A 17,182-nucleotide genomic window follows, 5' to 3' on the forward strand; every position below is an offset into this window, starting at 1 on the left:
TCCAATCATGACAGCGATCGATCAACAGGGGGCGGCATCCGGCCGTCCCGGCGGCTCCTTCGGGGATCGCTTTTCCATGCGCACGAAGCGGCTTGTGTGGATCTGGAGCTTTCTTGCTATCCCGATCCTGTTTTACAGCATCATCCGTTTTTACCCGACGTTGCAGGCCTTCTGGTTGTCCTTCACCAACTGGGACCTGCTGCGCCCGGCAAAGTTCATCGGCGTTGCCAATTACGTCAAGCTGTTCAAGGATCCGCAATTCTGGAAGGTTTTCAAGAACACCTTCACCTATCTCATCGTCGGCACGCCCATCAGTCTGGTTCTGGCTTTCGTCATCGCCTTTTATCTGGATCGGGTGCGCATCCTGCACGGTTTCATCCGCGCGCTTTATTTCCTGCCCTATCTGACGACGGCAGCAGCAATGGCATGGGTCTGGCGCTGGTTCTATCAGCCGCCGCCGATCGGCATCATCAACGACGTGCTTGGCATGATCGGAATTCCCCAGCAGCCGTTCATCCGTTCCACCGATCAGGCGCTTTATTCGGTCATGGTGACGTCCATCTGGGCGGGGCTTGGTTTCCAGATCATTATCTTCATGGCGGGCCTGCGCTCCATTCCGACGACATTTTATGAGGCCGCGCGCATCGACGGACTTGGCGAATGGGCGATCCTCCGAAAGATCACGCTGCCGCTCCTGAAACCAACCACCGTTTTCCTGGTGGTCTTCTCCTCAATCGGGTTCCTGCGCATTTTCGATCAGGTCTACAACATGACCACCAACGATCCGGGTGGACCGCTCGGCTCAACCAAACCGCTGGTGCTGATGATCTACCAGACCGCGTTCAATTCTTATGCGATGGGTTATGCCGCTGCGCAGACGGTTGTCCTGTTCACCATTCTTCTTGTCGTGTCGCTGGTCCAGCTCTGGGTTCTGAGGGAAAAGAAATGAGCGAAGTGTTGCCACTCTCCCACGCCCGCGTCCGCCCCGGCCGCATCCTTGCCTGGACGCTGCTGTTCATCGGCGGCCTGATCATGATTTCGCCGCTGCTCTTCATGTTTTCGACCTCGTTCAAGACCGCGGATCAGGTCTATGATCTCAGGCTCATTCCCGCAGCACCGACGCTTGCGAATTACATGACTGTCATGGCCGACGGCCGTTTTCTCCGCTGGTTCTTCAACTCGATGTTCGTTGCGGTTATCGTCACCATCTCCAACTGCTTCTTCGACAGTCTGGTCGGTTATACGCTGGCCAAATTCGACTTTCGCGGTCGCTACTTCATCTTCCTCGCGATCCTTTCCACGCTGATGATCCCGACCGAAATGCTTGTTATCCCCTGGTATCTGATGTCCAGCCAGCTTGGCTGGCTCGACAGCTACTGGGGCATCATGTTCCCGGGAATGATGACGGCCTTCGGCACCTTCCTGATGAAGCAGTTCTTTGAGACGGTTCCGAATGACTTCCTGGAGGCAGCGCGTGTCGACGGGCTGAACGAATTCCAGATCTGGTGGAAGGTAGCCCTGCCGCTGGTGACGCCTGCCCTTTCGGCGCTTGCAATCTTCACCTTCCTCGGCAACTGGACAGCATTCTTCTGGCCCCTGATCGTGACTACCAGCAAGGAGCTGTACACGCTGCCCGTCGGCCTATCGAGCTTTGCGGTGGAACAACAGATCCAGTGGGAAATGATCATGACCGGCGCTGCCATTGCGACCATCCCAACCCTTATCGTCTTCATCGTCCTGCAACGCTACATCGTTCGCGGTGTGATGCTGGCAGGCCTGAAAGGATAACATCATGGCCGATATGAACCCGCGCCTGTCGGATACCAGCAAGTTTCCCGACCCAGTTTACAAGGAAACCGTGCTGCGTCCGCTTTTCGATGGCGCCAAGAACCACCATGTCGACGGTTTCCGCCGCATCGACCGCGCCCATCTGGTCATGCTGCGCGAGACCGACATTCTCGATGCGGACACGGCAGCAAAAATCGCCGGAGCGCTTGATGACATCGACAGGACCATCAATCCGTCGGAGCTGGTGTATACCGGCGAGGTCGAGGATTTCTTCTTCCTGATCGAAAAGGAGCTGAAAGCCCGCATCGGTGTCGATGTGGCAGGCCGCCTGCACACGGCACGCTCGCGCAACGACATAGATCACACGCTTTTCAAAATCGGCCTGAAAGACAAGATCGACACGCTCACTGCCAAGGCGCGGCTTCTGCTGGCCGCCCTGATCGACGCCGCCGAGCGCAATGAAAAGACGTTGATCGTCGCCTATACGCACGGACAACCGGCCCAGCCCACCACCTTCGGCCACTATCTTTCCGCCGCCATCGAAGTGCTGATCCGGGATATTGACCGCTTCACTGAGGCCCGGCGCATCGTCGATCTCTCACCCATGGGCGCTGCGGCCATCACCACGTCCGGCTTTCCCATCGAGCGGGCACGTGTCGCCGAACTTCTCGGCTTTGCGGCACCCTTGCGCAATTCCTATTCCTGCATCGCCGCCGTCGACTATACGACAGCGACCTATGGCGCCATCGAATTGATGTTTCTACATCTCGGCAGGCTCATTCAGGACTTCCAGTTCTGGACGAGTTTCGAAGTCGGGCAGATCTACGTACCGAATTCGCTGGTGCAGATTTCGTCGATCATGCCGCAGAAACGAAACCCGGTCCCGATCGAACATCTGCGCCACCTTGCAAGCCAGACATTCGGGCGGGCAAGGACCATGCTCGACGTGATGCACAACACGCCCTTCACCGACATGAACGACAGCGAGGGCGAAACCCAGGGCATGGGTTACGAAGCCTTCGCCTCTGCCGGCCGGGTGCTCGATCTCCTTGCCAGCCTCGTCGGCAAGATCAGTATCGATCCGGAAAGGGTCGACCAGAATATTCGCCGTTCCTGCATCACCATCACGGAACTGGCAGATTCTCTTGTCCGCATCGAAGACCTGTCATTCCGCCAGGCCCATGAAATTGCCGCAACCGTCGCCAAAAGCGTTGTAGCGCTGAAGGGTGACCTGCCGAACGACGGTTACCAGCCGTTCCGCAGGGCGTTCGAGGAACTGGCAGGACGCGAGACCAGTGTCGATGAGGAAAAGTTCAGGCAGATCGTCTCGCCTGAGCACTTTGTCGCCGTGCGCAGCCGCTTCGGCGGCCCTGCCCCGGAGCCGATGCGCGAGGCGATTGCGGCCTATCGCGACAAACTTGCTGCGTTTGAAGCAGAAGCACAGCGATCCGCCGACTACGAAGCGGCAAAAGCCGCTGAGCTTGCAGAGAAATTTACCGCCCTGACGGGAGCGCGATAATGGCGACAATCGAACTCAATCAACTCGTAAAGCGCTACGGCAAGGTGGAGGCAGTCAAAGGCATCGACCTTGCCATTGAAGACGGCGAATTCGTCGTATTCGTCGGCCCTTCCGGCTGCGGCAAATCCACGACACTCAGAATGATCGCGGGTCTGGAAGAGATTTCGGGCGGAACGCTGAAAATTGCCGGAAACGTCGTCAACGAGAAAGAACCGAAACAACGCAACATCGCCATGGTCTTCCAGAACTATGCGATCTACCCGCATATGACGGTTCGCCAGAACATCGGCTTCGGGCTCTATACCTCAAAGCTCGACAAGGCGGAAAAGAACCGGCGTATCGAAGAGGCCGGTCGGGTGCTCGGACTTGAGGCATTGCTCGACCGTCGGCCCGCGGCTTTGTCAGGCGGACAGAGGCAGCGCGTCGCCATCGGCCGCGCCATGGTGCGCGATCCCTCAGCCTTCCTTTTCGATGAGCCGCTGTCCAATCTCGACGCCCAGTTGAGATCGCAGATGCGCATTGAAATCAAGCGCTTGCACCAACGTCTTAAGACAACCACCGTCTACGTCACTCACGATCAGGTGGAAGCCATGACGATGGCCGACCGGATTGTCGTGATGAAGGACGGCCATATCCTTCAGGTCGGTACGCCCTCGGAACTTTACGAGACGCCGGTGGACGTCTTCACTGCGCGTTTCATCGGCAGCCCGTCGATGAACCTGCTGCGGGGCAAAAGAACGACGAACAGCGTTACACAGTCTGCCGATGGCGATCTGCTGATTGGCATTCGCCCCCATGATCTGCTGGTTGGAGAAGGCGAGGCAACTCAAGGGTCCTTCTCGCTGGAGGGAACAGTGACAGCCGTGGAGCCGCTCGGCCCGGAAACGCTGGTTCATCTGGACACGCCCACGACCTCGGTCATCGCGACAGCAAGGGGCAAGGCCATTCCCACGGTGGGTAGCCGCTTGCAATGCGAGGCGCACGCAGGCGCGCTCTATCTTTTCGATGCCAAGACGGAAAAGCTTCTGGGCCGCGCATGATGACGACAGACACGGAAAAGTCAGCGGTCATCAGTATCGGCCGGATCTATTGCGACCTCATTTTCACCGGGCTTGACGAATTGCCGGTGCTCGGACGGGAGCTGTTTGCCAGCGACATGGAAATCGCCGCCGGTGGCGGGGCTTTCATTGCGGCTGCGCATTTCGCCCATATCGGTCGCACGGCCACGCTGTTGGCAAGGCTCGGCACCGACACCTTCTCACGCGCCATCGGCGAGAAAATGCAGCAAAGCGGTGTAGACCTGCAATTTCTGGAACACTCGGCAGATGCGGGCCCGCAGGTCACCGTCGCGACGGTGGTTGGCAATGACAGGGCGTTTTTGACACGGCGCGCCGGTATCGCCCGGCCATCGACCCTTGATGCCGCCTTTTCGTGGAACGGGGCCTGCCATCTGCACATCGCGGAATTCGCCACGCTGCACGAAATCCCCGATCTCGTCGCCCGCGCCAGGGACAGCGGACTGTCCGTCTCGCTCGATCCCAGCTGGGATGCCTCGCTGATTTACGACAAGGGCCTGCTCAAGGCGTGCGATGGCGTCGACGTGTTTTTGCCCAACCTCGAAGAAGCCGAGGCGATCACAGGCCATTCTGACCCTGAGGCGGCGGCCAGGGCCTTGTCGGGGTCGTTTCCTGTCGTCGCCCTGAAAGGCGGCGCAGAGGGCGCCTGGGTGTCCTCGCAAACAGGCCTACACCATGCGGCGGCGAAGAAGGTACCCGTCGTCGACACGACAGGCGCGGGTGATGCCTTCAATGCCGGTTTCATCGATGCCTGGCTTCGGCAGGCGGACGAGAAGCAATGCCTTGAGGCAGGCGTCGCGGCGGGTAGCCTTGCCGTGCAGGCCACGGGCGGCGCGCCGAGAACGACCGCCGCCGCATAATCCCTGCCAGCGTTATTCCCCGCGTGGAAAACGCTGGTTTTCCTCCAGCACGTTCAAGTCCATGTGGTTGCGCATGTAGCGTTCCGAGGCTTTCTGCAACGGCTGATAATCCCACGGGAAATAGGCGCCGTTTCGCAGCGCCTTGTAGACCACCCAGCGCCGCGCCTGACTTTCCCGCACCGATGCGTCGAAAACGGGCAGCTGCCAGCGTCGGCCGATTTCAGCCGAAAGCGATGACAGCACATCCGCGAATTCAGGATTGCCGGCAAGGTTTATCCGCTCTTCAGGATCCGTCTCGAGGTCGTAGAGCAACGGCGGATCCGCTTCGCAGACTGTGAGCTTGTAACGGCCATCCCTGATGGCGACGAGTGGCGCAATCGAACCTTCGGCGGCATATTCCATCGGCACCGGCCCGCGCTCGCCTGTTCCCGCAGCCAAAGCCGCAAGGTCTTCGCCATCCGTCCAGCGTTTCAGTGAGGTAATATCGAGGCCTGCCAGACGGCACAGCGTCGGTGTGACATCAAGCGTCGAAACCGGCGCGTCGATAAGCGCCGGTTTCCAGCCGGGTGCTGCGATCATCAAGGGCACACGGGCCGAACCCTCGAAAAAGCACATCTTGAACCACAGGCCGCGCTCGCCCAGCATGTCGCCATGGTCGGAGAGGAACAGGATGATCGTGTCCTCCTCCATCCGCGTCGCCTTCAATACGTCGAGAATTTCGCCGACCTTCTCATCGATATAGGAGATATTGGCGAAATAACCGCGCCGCGCCCGGCGTATCTCGTCGGGTGAAATATCGAAGGCCTGATGATCACAGGCTTCCAGCAACCGCTTCGAATGCGAATCCTGCTCCTCGAAGGGAAGCGCCTGTATCTGCGGATCGAGTGCCGGGCAATCCTCATAGAGATCCCAGAATTTCCGCCGTGCCACATACGGGTCATGCGGATGGGTGAAGCTGACGGTCAGGCACCATGGGCGGTCATCGAGCCGGCGCGACAGATCGTAGAGCTTGCGGGTTGCGTGATAGGCAACCTCATCGTCATATTCCATCTGATTGGTGATTTCGGCAACGCCCGCGCCGGTGACCGAACCGAGATTGTGATACCACCAGTCGATCCGCTCGCCCGGCTTGGTATAATCAGGCGTCCAACCGAAATCCGCCGGATAAATATCCGTCGTCAGACGCTCTTCGAAGCCGTGAAGCTGGTCCGGTCCGACAAAATGCATCTTTCCGGAAAGGCCGGTGTAATAACCAGCTGCCCGCAGGTGATGCGCATAGGTCGGAATATCCGACGCGAATTCGGCGGCATTATCGTAAACCCGCGTCCGGCTGGGCAATTGACCGGACATGAACGAAGCCCGGGCCGGCGCGCAAAGCGGACTTGCCGTATAGGTATTGGCGAAACGGACAGACCGCTCCGCCAACGCTTTCAGATGTGGCGCATGAAGAAAGTCGGCCGGGCCATCGGGAAAAAACGTCCCGTTGAACTGGTCGGCCATCAGGATAAGGATATTGGGACGCGGCATTTCACCCTACAGTCTCAGAGGCCAAGCTTGCCTTTGACGGCATCCGCACCCGGCTTGCCATCCAGCGTGGTAACGCCCTGCAGCCAGCCATCCAGCGATTTCGGATTGGCCTTCAGCCACGTCGCTGCCGCCGCCTTGGAATCCTCGCCACCAAGAATGGAACCCATCAGGGCATTTTCCATGCCGATATCGAATTTGAGGTTCTTGAAAAGCGTCGCCGCATTCGGGCATTGCTGCGGCCAGCCGGTACGGGCAAGCGTATAGACCTCGGCACCGCCGAAATTCGGGCCGAAATAGGCGTCACCGCCGGAGAGATAGGCGATATCGATCTTCTCGTTCATCGGGTGCGGCGCCCATGCTAGGAAGACGACCGCCTTTTTGTCTTTTCCGGCCCGTTCCACCTGCGCCAGCATCGCCTGCTCGCCGGATTCGACAAGCTGCCAGCCCTTCAGGCCGAAATCATTGGCATCGATAATCTTCTGAATGTTCTGGTTGGCGGGTGCGCCCGGCTCGATGCCGTAAATCTTGCTTTCAAATTCGTCAGCGTGTTTGGCAAGATCCGAAAAATCCTTCACGCCCTTTTCGGCCATATAGGAAGGCACTGCCAGGGTGAACTTAGCGCCTTCAAGGTTTTTCGTCATCACGTCGGCCGCCTTGGCGGCGTTGAGGTCGTCAACGAAGGATTTCTGGGCGGGCATCCAGTTGCCGAGAAAGACGTCGATCTCGCCGTTTTTCATGGCCTGATAGCCGATCGGCACCGACAGCGTCTTGACGTCAGCCTCATACCCCAAAGCATCGAGCAGAACCGAGGCGACGCCATTGGTGGCGGTGATGTCGGTCCAGCCGGGATCGCTGAGGCGAATGGTCTTGCAGGCCGCATCATCAGCGGCATAAAGCGGGGTGGAGAAGGCCGCCACGGACAAAAACAGACCGGCGGCGATGCGGTGCATGCGAGAAACGGTTTTCATTGCGGCTCCCCTTTTATTAGTCCAGTTTATTGAACACCACATTGTTTTTGCCTGTGAAGCAGGTATTTTTCGATGACTGATATAAGGAATTTCTATGACAGAGCGGCCGCTCGATCTTGGATGGATGCGCATTTTTACAGAGGTCGCCCGTCGCGGCAGCCTGACGGCAGCGGCGGCGTCCCTGCGGCTGACCCAGCCAGCCGTCAGCTATCAGATCCGCCGGCTGGAAGACGATCTTGGCGTTGCACTGGTGCGGCGTAAACATCGCGGCATCGAGTTGACGGCCGAGGGGCTAAAGCTGTTCGAGATTGTCTCACGCAATGTCGATGCCATCGACCTTCTGGCCCAGCAACTTCGCCGAACGGAGGAACGGCAGACAATCCGCCTGCACACGGACTATGCCTTCTCCTCTCTCTGGCTCATCCCACGCATGCATGGTTTTCGCGCGCTCAATCCTGACATCAACATCCAGATCGTCGCCACGCAGGATCCGCTCGGACAGGGCAAACACGACAGCGACGTGATGATCATCTTCGGCACGCGGCAGGATGCCGGCGACGGCGCGGTGCTGCTGCTTTCGGAGAAGGTCACGCCCGTCTGCTCGCCGGCGCTTTTGGCGGAGCAGTCGGCGCCAGAAACCGTGGCTGATTTTTCGCGGCTGAAACTCATCCACCTCGAAAATACCTCCCAGGCGCACTGGTTCGACTGGGCCTCCTATTTCAAGCATTTCGGCGTGCTGAGAGGCGCGGAAAACGAAAGCGGAGACATCAGCTTCAACAATTACACCATGGTGGTTCAGGCGACGATCGGCGAACAGGGTTTTGCCCTCGGTTGGGCGGGACTGGTCGATCCGCTGGTCGAGGCAGGCGTGCTGGTGACCGCAGGCCCGAGTCTGGATGCGCCGGGTCGCGGCTACTGGTTGCTGAGGCCGAAAAGCAGCGACAGTGCGGTCAGAAAACTCACCGGCTGGCTGATCGACGAGAAGCGTTGACGTGACCAGCCAGCCGGTGATGCTTCCGGCTTAAATCGGGTAATGCAACGGTCCGTCCTGCAGCGTGACCCATCGCAGTTCGGTGAATTCCGCAATGCCCGCCGTGCCGCCAAAACGGCCGTAACCGGAGGCCTTCACTCCACCGAACGGCATCTGCGCCTCGTCGTGAACGGTGGGTCCGTTGATGTGGCAAATGCCGCTTTCGATGCGTCCGGCTACCGCGAGTGCTTTTGCCTGATCCCTGCCGAAAACAGCAGCGGAAAGACCAAACTCGGTTTCGTTGGCGATACTGACTGCCTCATCGACGCTGCCGGCGCGAATGATGGAAACGACTGGGCCGAAGCTTTCTTCGGAATAGAGCCGCATCGCAGAGGTCACGCCATCGACGGCAAGCGCATCCAGCATGGTACCATTGCCGCCTCCGCCGGCCACAAGGCGCGCGCCTTTGGCAACGGCGTCATCCACCAGCGCCCGGATGCGGGACGCGGCCTCGGCGCTGACCAAGGAGCCAAGCGGCATTTTTCCCTCGCGAGGGTCTCCAGCCTTCAGGCTCGCCGCTTTTTTGGCAAAGGCCTCGACAAAGGCGTCGGCAACGCTGTCGAGTACGATGATGCGTTCCGTCGACATGCAGATCTGGCCCTGGTTCATGTAAGCGCCAAAGGCGGCCGCAGCCACTGCCGCATCGATATCGGCATCATCAAGCACGATGAAGGGTGCCTTGCCGCCAAGCTCCAGAAGCGCTGGCTTCAGGTAACGGCCCGCCGTTTCCGCAATGACACGACCGACGCGGGTCGAACCGGTGAAATTCACCCTTCTGACAGCCGGATGGGCGATCAGTGTTTCAACGATTTTCGCCGCATCGTCCGGCGCGTTGGAGACGGCGTTCAGCACACCTTTCGGCAGACCTGCCGAAGCGACGGCCTCGATGATCAGCGCATGGGTGCGCGGGCAAAGCTCCGAGGTCTTCATCACCACGGTGTTGCCACAGGCAAGTGGCGTGGCGATGGAGCGTACGCCGAGAATGACCGGTGCATTCCATGGCGCGATGGACAGAACCACGCCTGCCGGCTGGCGAAGTGCCATCGCCGTGGTTCCCGGGCGGTTGGAGGGAATGATTTCGCCCTTTATCTGGGTCGTCAGGCTGGCCGCCTCGACCAGCATGTCGCTGGCCAGCATCACGTTGAAACCGGCCCAGGCATCCGTCGCGCCAATCTCCTCTTTCATCGCCAGCGTAATCTGCGGCCCGGCATCGCGGAGCGCCTGCGCCGCGGCAAGAAGCAGACGACGGCGTTCGCCGGGTGGCGTTGCCGACCAGACGGGAAAGGCGGCGGCTGCGGCATCGGCCGCACGTGTGGCATCCTCAGGCGTTGCCGCCGCCGCACTGGTTGCCAGGTCCCCGGTGATCGGATTGTTGCGCTCGAAACGCTTGCCGTTTGCGGCCGGGCAATGGTCGCCACCGATGAAAAGATTGACAGTCTGCATGGTCTTCCTCCTGAATTCAGAAAATGGTGGCGGCGGCACCGCCGAAAAACGCCCGTTGCAAGGTGGGACGGGAGGAAAGGGCTGCTGCCTTCCCCGCCCCTGCGATCCTTCCGGCTTCCAGCAGATAATCGCGATCGACAAGGGCAAAGCTTCCGCGAACACCCTGTTGCGCCAGCGCAAGGCAGGACAGCGTTCTGCGCTTCATACCATTCATGATTTTCCTCCAACGGCGCAGTAGCGGGATTGCCGTTCTCCTCAAGGCTTCCCTGCGCTGATGGAAGTTTAGCAACGACAGGCGCATATAAAATGCACTAATGTAGTGCATTATTGTACTTTTGGAGGGTGAATGCCGCATCACGGCCAGATAGCTGCTAACAGGATCGAAACGACGGCGCGCATGCTGACGTCGTCCCTGCGCGTGTCGGAGTTCAAGCTGGAACAGGGCGCAGCCCATCTTGTCCTCGTCTCAGCCGGTGAAGCGGAGATCATTCAGGGCGAAAAGACACTTGTGGTTACCGCGCCGGGGCTGGCCTGGCTGCCTGCCTCCGGCCCCGCCGGCCGCCTGCGGCTGAATGCCGGAAGCCGCGGATCACTGCTGAAAACGACTGAAATCGGCCTTGCGCATGCCATGCCAACCGGAACGAGCGCAATCATGGTGCGCAGCACATTGCAGCGCGTTCTGACCCGGACGCTGGCTGAAAAGGACAGCCAGGAACTGGCAGGTTATCTCGACACCATCGCGGATGAGAATTTCCGCTCATCGACAGGGTCGGATACGATCATCGCCAGCCTGTTATCCGTCACCCTTATCCGCATCTGCCAGCATGCCATGGCCGACGTTGCGGGCGCGGCTTCCACCGCAGGCAGCCTTACGGAACGGTTTGTGCTACTTGTCAGTCAGCACAAACGCGATCAATGGGGCGTGGAAGACTATGCGGGGCAACTCGGCGTCAACCGTGAACGTCTTGGATTTGTGGTGCGCAAGGCAACGGTGCTTTCACCACAGGCCTATATTCACCGCGAACTGCTTTCCGAAGCGCGCGACCTTCTTCTCAAATCTTCACTGCAAGTCGCTGAAATTGCGTTTCGATTGGGATTTCAGGATCCTGGGTATTTCAACCGCTTCTTCAGCCGCAATGAGGGCACGTCTCCCGGCCGTTTCCGGCGAACGGCGGTGCGCATACAGAACGTAGCACCGCCGTCCTATGCCGCATGGCCTTGATTTCTGCCCGGCGGGTGCAAATCAGGAGCGGCAGAAGAGACAACGGAGCGAAGTGCCGGCCTGTTTGCCCGGCACTCCAACGGGGCGTTAACGGGCGCTGTCGATAATCTGGCCGCCGTCGGGGGTCAGGCTCGACCCTGTAATAAACCTCGAATCGCTGCTTGCGAGGAAAAGAGCGACCGGAGCGACATCCTCTTCAGGGGAACCGTAACGACCAAGAGCATTCGTGGGAGCAGGAGCGTCGACGCCCGCACCCCAGGTGTCGGCAACCGGAAGCAGGTTGTTCACGGTGATATTGTCAGGACCCCATTCGCGCGCAGCAGATCTCGTCAGGGCGCGGACGGCCTCCTTGGCAAGGTTGTAAGGTCCATACGGCGACATGCCGAGAATACCGGCCAGCGACGCGAAATTAATGATCCGGCCCTCGCCACTGGCCTTCAAGTACGGATAACAAGCCTGCATCGTGCGAAGATAGGCGATCGGCCCCATATCGAGGTTTCGTTGCAGTTGCTCGACGGTGAGCTCAATGATCGGGGAGTGGACGACAGTCGGGTCGAACGCGACGTTCACGAGAATGTCGACGCCGCCAAATACCTCCGCTGCTTCAGCCACAGCCCGGGTGATCTGTTGGCCATCGCCAAGATCACAGACGATGCCGAGCGCGGTGCCACCACTGGATTGTATCTGACTGACGACCGCGTTCACATTTGCAGGCGTCAAGGACAATACCACGACCTTGGCCCCCTCCCTTGCAAAGAGTTCTGCCGTCGCACGGCCAATCCCTCTGCCTGCGCCCGCCACGATGGCTACTTTTCCGGTCAGTTTTCCCATTTTGATTTCCTTTCGTGATGAATGCGTCAGAGCTGCCGTGTAAGGGCATAGGGGGATGGGACTTCGCGTGCAGCGTTCTGCATGGCGAAGGAAACGACGAGCAGCCCGAGGGCGATGGCGGCAGGCAGTGCGCCGGCAGGTTTGCGGACGCCGATATGTGCAAGGCCGGACAGCAGCAGGTGAAACAGTACCCCCGCATACGCCAGATCGCTGATGGCGACGTTGAACCGCGCAAGGATGGCGATGACGGCGGCGATCTTCACCGCCGTCAGAAGAGGCACAAGGTAGGCAGGGTAACCGAAGCCGGTTATCGTCTCCCTCACCCAGTCGGATTTGACGACGTAAGTGACTGCCGACGACAGATAGAGCAGGACGAGAAGGGTTGTTGCGACCCAGTAGATATAGAATGAAGACATGGGATATCCATTGCCGCCGAATGTCTTCGGCAGCTTGATTTGTTCAATATTTTCGTTGTTCCGGAACAGCTTGGGGCTCATGATCCGGCGTTCACATGGAAAATGTGCTATTGAATGAATATGCGCAAGTAGGATGAATTTGGCGTGGTAAGTATGGAAAACCAGACTAATGGCGGTGAAACCATTAACATGCACGAGGAAATGCGTCGCGCTTTCGCGCTGCTTTCCGGCAAGTGGAAGCTCGAAATCATGTGGCTTCTCAACCAGCGGATCTATCGTTTCAACGGGCTGCGCAAAGCCATTCCCGGCATCACACAGCACATGTTGACCTCTCAATTGCGTGAGCTCGAGGCCGATGGACTGGTCTCTCGCACCGTCTTTGCAGAGGTTCCGCCACGCGTGGAATATGAAATTACGGCAAAGGCGAAAGGACTTGGCCCGACCATGGAGGCATTGATGGCATGGTGGAACGAGTACGGCGCGAGCGTTCCGGTTAAGACCACCACCCGTGGACGCAGACGGTCACCGCAAAAATAGATGGATTATTGCGGCCGCTGCGCCGCCGTCCTGTGCCGCCCGATCGGCAGCATCATTGGTTTGCTCGACGTCGGGTCTTCGATGACACGGCTTTCTATGCCGAAGACGTGCCGCACGTTTTCTTCCGTCAGCACCTCCTCCGGCGTGCCGCAGATATGCAGCTTTCCACCGGTCATGGCGACCAGATGATCAGCGTAGCGCGCCGCGAGATTGAGATCGTGCAGCACCATGACGATGGTGGTCTGACGGGCATGGTTGAGGTCCGTCAGAAGATCTAGCACTTCCACCTGATGGCTGATGTCGAGGAAGGTGGTGGGTTCGTCGAGCAGCAATATCTCGGTCTCCTGGGCGAGCGCCATGGCGATCCATACGCGTTGCCGTTGCCCGCCGGAGAGTTCGTCCACCGGCCGCTCGGCAAGTTCCACCGTATCGGTGGCGACGAGGGCTGCGGCCACGGCCTCATCATCCTGGCGCGACCACCGCGCGAAAAGGCCATGATGCGGGTGCCGGCCGCGGCTGACCAGATCGGCAACGACGATGCCCTCGGGCGCTATAGGTGACTGCGGCAAAAGACCCATCCGTCTTGCAAGTTCGCGCGAGGGAAGACGGTGGATCGACTTTCCGTCGAGCAGGACCTGACCGGCGCGGGGAGAGATAAGCCGCGACATGCTGCGAAGAAGCGTGGACTTGCCGCAGGCATTGGCACCGACGATGACGGTGATCCGTCCGCGCGGAACGACAAGATCCAGCCCTTCGATGATGAGGCTTTCACCGTATCCGGCCGAAAGACGGTTCACGGAAAGGGAGTGGCTGGTCATAACGAGCCTCCGCTGCGGTTCACCCGCACGATAAGGTAGATCAGATAGGGCGCGCCGAGCGCGCCGGTGACGACGCCGACCGGGTAACGGCCCGGCAGCAGGAACTGGCCGCAATAATCACCCACCAGCACCAAGGCTGCCCCAACGAGCGCAGCCGGAATGAGCAGCGACCCACTGCTGCCAACGATGCGCGCGGCAATCGGCCCGGACAGAAAGGCGACGAAAGCAATCGGCCCCGACACTGCCGTGGCAAAGGCGATCATGCCGACGGCGGCGATAATCACGATAATGCGCGTTCTCCCCACCTGGACCCCAAGCGCCGCGGCCGTATCATCGCCAAGCCTCAATGCCTCGAGATCGCGCGCGCGACTGAGCAGCAGGCCGCCAAAGAGGATGAGCGCGACGAAGAGCGGCAGCGTCTGGGCAAGTTTTGCGCCGTTGACGCTGCCCGTCAGCCAGCGCATCGCCTCCTGCAGCGTCCAGGCCGGTGCAACGGACAGGATATAGGCGATGAAACTTTCGAGCATGGCCGAAACGCCGATGCCGACAAGGATCAGCCGCGTTCCGGCAACCCCGTTGCGGAAGGACAGCAGATAGACCAGCAATGCGACGCCAAGCCCGGCGACGACGGCGAAAACAGAAACAAGCGGTCCACTCAGATGCAGGACGACGATGGCAAACACCGCTGCCACGCTTGCGCCGGAACTGATGCCGATAATGTCAGGGCTGGCAAGCGGGTTGCGCAGCATGATCTGGAAGGCGACACCACCCAGCCCGAAGCTCAGTCCCGCGAAAACGGAAAGCAGCGCGCGTGGCAGGCGCAACTGCCCGACCGTGAAAGTGACGCCGGCAATGTCCTCTCCGAGCAGCACCCGCAGGACGTCACCGGGCGGCGTGAAGGATTGTCCCAGCATCAGCGTCAATGCGAAAACCGCGATCAAAAGAGCTGAAAGGGCTGCAATGACAAGCCGACGCCGGCGCTGGCGGTCGTGACGATTGGAAACCAATGTTTCAATGACGGACGTGTGCATGTTCACAGTTCGCGTACCCGCTGACGTCTGACGATCCAGATGAAGAACGGTGCGCCGACAAGGGCGGTGACGATACCGACATCGAGTTCGGACGGCCGCGCCACGATGCGCCCGACAATATCGGCCGCAAGCAGCAGACAGGCGCCGCCGAGCGCGGAAAATGGCAGAAGCCAGCGATTGTCGACGCCAACGAGCAGGCGGCAGAGATGCGGAACGACCAGCCCAACGAAACCGATTGGCCCGCAGATGGCAGTCGCCGCGCCGCAGAGGAGGATAGCTCCAAAGGATGCAATGGCTCTCGCGACCACGACATTCTCGCCAAGACCGGCAGCCAACTCATCACCAAGCGCCAGAGAATTCAGCTTGCGTGCCGAAAGAAGGCTGATGGCAAAACCGGCGGCGAGAAACGGCAGCACGGTCTCAATCCAGTCAAAGGTCGCACCACCGACACCGCCGATCTGCCAGGAACGGATGCCGCCGGCAATATCGCTGCGCGGCAACACGACGGCAATGACGAGTGAGGAGAAGGCGACAGAGGTGGCGGCACCGGCCAGAGCGAGTTTCAGCGGCGTTGCCCCACCGCGTCCGAGCGAGCCGACGACATAAACGAAAACCGCAGCCGCACCCGCCCCGACAATCGCCGTGATGATAAAGGCCTGCGCCGAGGCAATGCCGAACCAGACGATGGCGATAACGACGGCAAGTGATGCGCCCATATTGACGCCAAGAATACCGGGATCGGCAAGCGGATTGCGCGTAACGCCCTGCATGATGGCGCCAGCGAGCCCGAGCGCTGCCCCGGACAGCAGGGCAAGCAGCGTTCGCGGCAGGCGAACCGCCACAGCCGCTTCCGCCACCGTCTCCACGCGACCGGCAAGCGCTGCCGTGATGTCAGCGAACGTGACGTCACGGGTGCCAATCGCGACGGAAAGCGCACATAGCAGCACCAGAAGCGCCAGCACGGCGCTGAGCCATGCGGTCCGCATGCGGTTGGAGCGGCCGCTCGGCAGCACGGCCGGACCTTTGGCAGGCCCTTCCATTGTCATTTCGCTTTACCGGAGGACTTATCCGCTGCTTTCGCCAGAAGATCGGCGTAGTCCTTCAAAACCCAGGAAATCGACAGCGGTGTGGGATTGGATGCGGTGCCGAGCGGATCACGCCCCAGCATGACGATGGCGTCATGGGCAACGGCGGGCATGCGGGCAAGCAGCGGATCGGCCCGCATCGCCTTGAGCAATGGCTGGCTGCCATAGGTCACGACGATATCGACATCGTCAAAGGCATCGACGCGCTCGGCGCTGACGCCGGCGGCGAATTGCCCCGGTTTCGTCGCCTCCGCCACGCTCTTCGGCGAGGTCAGCCCAAGATCGGTGAAAAATTTCACCCGGCTGTCATTGGCGGTATAGAAATTGACGACACTGAGATTGGTAGCGTCGAGATGGGTGACGAACATCGCAGACTTGCCTTTCAGCTGCGGATGGCCGGCAACCACCTGCGCGATCTCACCCTCGATGCGTTTGATCAGCGCCTCACCTTCCGCCGCCATGCCAAGCCCGGCACTGTTCAGCCGGATCATCTCGCGCCAGTCGGTTGCCCACGGTGACACGGGATAGGCAACGACCGGTGCGATCTGGCTTAGCGTATCGTAGTCGGACTGGCTGAGGCCGGAATAGGCGGCGAGGATGACATCCGGCTGCGTTGCCGCCACGGCCTCGAAATCGATACCATCACCCTCGTCGAACAAAACAGGCTTTGCAGCACCCATTTCAGAAAGCTGCTTCGCTACCCACGGCAGCAATCCATCACCGTCATCATCGCCGAAATTGGCAGCGGCAAAACCGACGGGCACGATGCCGAGCGCCAGCGGCACCTCGTGGTTTGCCCAGGCGACGGTCGCGACACGCTGAGGCTTCCTCGCAATCGTGGTCGTGCCGAAGGCGTGTTTGATGACGACGGGATAGCGCGTCGCCTCTTCCGCCGAAGTAATGGTCGGCGCGATCATCGACAGGAAAAACACGAATGCCGGCGCGAGGCAGCGAAACAGGAAAAGCATGGGCGAAGCTCTCAACGGTTCAAAAGTGGACTTGAACTCTCAGCTTCACATGCCCCCGTCAAC

At 59.9% G+C, this 17,182-nt stretch carries 18 protein-coding genes; 8 read left to right on the forward strand and 10 right to left on the reverse strand.

Annotated features, from left to right (window positions below; all coding sequences use genetic code 11):
* The first annotated feature begins 7 nt into the window (after positions 1-7).
* From ACZ5A6_RS20180 to ACZ5A6_RS20200, 5 genes are read left to right on the forward strand one after another with little or no spacing between them, the layout of a single operon-like run.
* Positions 8-949 carry a carbohydrate ABC transporter permease gene (locus ACZ5A6_RS20180; protein ID WP_004431252.1) on the forward strand — a complete coding sequence of 314 codons (942 nt, stop codon included), beginning with the start codon at positions 8-10 and terminating at the stop codon, positions 947-949.
* Positions 946-1,788, forward strand: a complete 843-nt coding sequence (locus ACZ5A6_RS20185) for a carbohydrate ABC transporter permease (RefSeq protein WP_464111324.1) — start codon at positions 946-948, stop codon at positions 1,786-1,788. Before ACZ5A6_RS20180 ends, ACZ5A6_RS20185 begins: the two co-directional genes overlap by 4 nt.
* 4 nt (positions 1,789-1,792) lie before the next feature.
* The gene (gene argH / locus ACZ5A6_RS20190) at positions 1,793-3,307 is read left to right on the forward strand and encodes an argininosuccinate lyase (RefSeq protein ID WP_464111325.1); all 1,515 of its coding nucleotides are present in this window, start codon (positions 1,793-1,795) and stop codon (positions 3,305-3,307) included.
* Positions 3,307-4,347: an ABC transporter ATP-binding protein gene (locus ACZ5A6_RS20195; protein ID WP_111788469.1), complete on the forward strand. Its 1,041-nt coding sequence runs from the start codon at positions 3,307-3,309 to the stop codon at positions 4,345-4,347. Before argH ends, ACZ5A6_RS20195 begins: the two co-directional genes overlap by 1 nt.
* A complete protein-coding gene (locus ACZ5A6_RS20200; protein WP_019566686.1) occupies positions 4,344-5,243 on the forward strand; it encodes a carbohydrate kinase family protein in 900 nt (299 codons plus the stop codon). The genes ACZ5A6_RS20195 and ACZ5A6_RS20200 overlap by 4 nt, the downstream gene beginning before the upstream one ends.
* Positions 5,244-5,255: 12 nt before the next feature.
* Here ACZ5A6_RS20200 and betC read toward each other — a convergent pair whose 3' ends face one another.
* Positions 5,256-6,770, reverse strand: coding sequence for a choline-sulfatase (betC, locus tag ACZ5A6_RS20205; protein WP_464111326.1), 1,515 nt, complete (start codon positions 6,768-6,770; stop codon positions 5,256-5,258).
* 14 nt (positions 6,771-6,784) lie between these two features.
* Positions 6,785-7,738 carry a choline ABC transporter substrate-binding protein gene (choX, locus tag ACZ5A6_RS20210; protein WP_035200387.1) on the reverse strand — a complete coding sequence of 318 codons (954 nt, stop codon included), beginning with the start codon at positions 7,736-7,738 and terminating at the stop codon, positions 6,785-6,787.
* 94 nt (positions 7,739-7,832) lie between these two features.
* Here choX and ACZ5A6_RS20215 point away from each other — a divergent pair, with 94 nt between their 5' ends.
* Entirely contained in the window at positions 7,833-8,729 is an 897-nt protein-coding gene (locus tag ACZ5A6_RS20215; RefSeq protein WP_004431240.1) for a choline sulfate utilization transcriptional regulator, read from the forward strand.
* Positions 8,730-8,759: 30 nt separating this feature from the next.
* Here ACZ5A6_RS20215 and ACZ5A6_RS20220 read toward each other — a convergent pair whose 3' ends face one another.
* Positions 8,760-10,211, reverse strand: coding sequence for an aldehyde dehydrogenase (locus tag ACZ5A6_RS20220; protein ID WP_464111327.1), 1,452 nt, complete (start codon positions 10,209-10,211; stop codon positions 8,760-8,762).
* Between the two features lie 16 nt (positions 10,212-10,227).
* Positions 10,228-10,425, reverse strand: coding sequence for a hypothetical protein (locus tag ACZ5A6_RS20225; protein ID WP_038495363.1), 198 nt, complete (start codon positions 10,423-10,425; stop codon positions 10,228-10,230).
* A gap of 132 nt (positions 10,426-10,557) precedes the next feature.
* On the opposite strand from ACZ5A6_RS20225, the gene ACZ5A6_RS20230 reads away from it, so the two are divergent.
* Positions 10,558-11,433: a helix-turn-helix transcriptional regulator gene (locus ACZ5A6_RS20230; RefSeq protein ID WP_464111328.1), complete on the forward strand. Its 876-nt coding sequence runs from the start codon at positions 10,558-10,560 to the stop codon at positions 11,431-11,433.
* Positions 11,434-11,520: 87 nt separating this feature from the next.
* Here the strand turns inward: ACZ5A6_RS20230 and ACZ5A6_RS20235 are convergent, their stop codons facing one another.
* Entirely contained in the window at positions 11,521-12,264 is a 744-nt protein-coding gene (locus ACZ5A6_RS20235; protein WP_464111329.1) for an SDR family NAD(P)-dependent oxidoreductase, read from the reverse strand.
* A gap of 26 nt (positions 12,265-12,290) precedes the next feature.
* Positions 12,291-12,680 carry a DoxX family protein gene (locus ACZ5A6_RS20240; RefSeq protein ID WP_464111330.1) on the reverse strand — a complete coding sequence of 130 codons (390 nt, stop codon included), beginning with the start codon at positions 12,678-12,680 and terminating at the stop codon, positions 12,291-12,293.
* 153 nt (positions 12,681-12,833) lie between these two features.
* Between ACZ5A6_RS20240 and ACZ5A6_RS20245 the strand changes: the two genes are divergently transcribed.
* Positions 12,834-13,217, forward strand: a complete 384-nt coding sequence (locus ACZ5A6_RS20245) for a winged helix-turn-helix transcriptional regulator (RefSeq protein WP_464111433.1) — start codon at positions 12,834-12,836, stop codon at positions 13,215-13,217.
* A 5-nt stretch (positions 13,218-13,222) separates the two neighbouring features.
* On the opposite strand, the gene ACZ5A6_RS20250 is transcribed toward ACZ5A6_RS20245, so the two are convergent.
* Genes ACZ5A6_RS20250 through ACZ5A6_RS20265 form a run of 4 tightly spaced genes read right to left on the reverse strand, consistent with a single transcriptional unit; the run spans position 13,223 to position 17,119 of the window.
* Positions 13,223-14,035, reverse strand: a complete 813-nt coding sequence (locus ACZ5A6_RS20250) for an ABC transporter ATP-binding protein (RefSeq protein ID WP_464111331.1) — start codon at positions 14,033-14,035, stop codon at positions 13,223-13,225.
* A complete protein-coding gene (locus ACZ5A6_RS20255) occupies positions 14,032-15,066 on the reverse strand; it encodes a FecCD family ABC transporter permease (protein WP_464111332.1) in 1,035 nt (344 codons plus the stop codon). The genes ACZ5A6_RS20250 and ACZ5A6_RS20255 overlap by 4 nt, the downstream gene beginning before the upstream one ends.
* 2 nt (positions 15,067-15,068) lie before the next feature.
* Positions 15,069-16,112 (reverse strand): FecCD family ABC transporter permease, encoded by a 1,044-nt coding sequence (locus ACZ5A6_RS20260; protein ID WP_464111333.1) that lies wholly within the window; start codon positions 16,110-16,112, stop codon positions 15,069-15,071.
* The gene (locus ACZ5A6_RS20265; RefSeq protein ID WP_464111334.1) at positions 16,109-17,119 is read right to left on the reverse strand and encodes an iron-siderophore ABC transporter substrate-binding protein; all 1,011 of its coding nucleotides are present in this window, start codon (positions 17,117-17,119) and stop codon (positions 16,109-16,111) included. Before ACZ5A6_RS20265 ends, ACZ5A6_RS20260 begins: the two co-directional genes overlap by 4 nt.
* Positions 17,120-17,182 lie beyond the last annotated feature (63 nt).

Source organism: Agrobacterium sp. 6Ca8 (assembly GCF_055382765.1).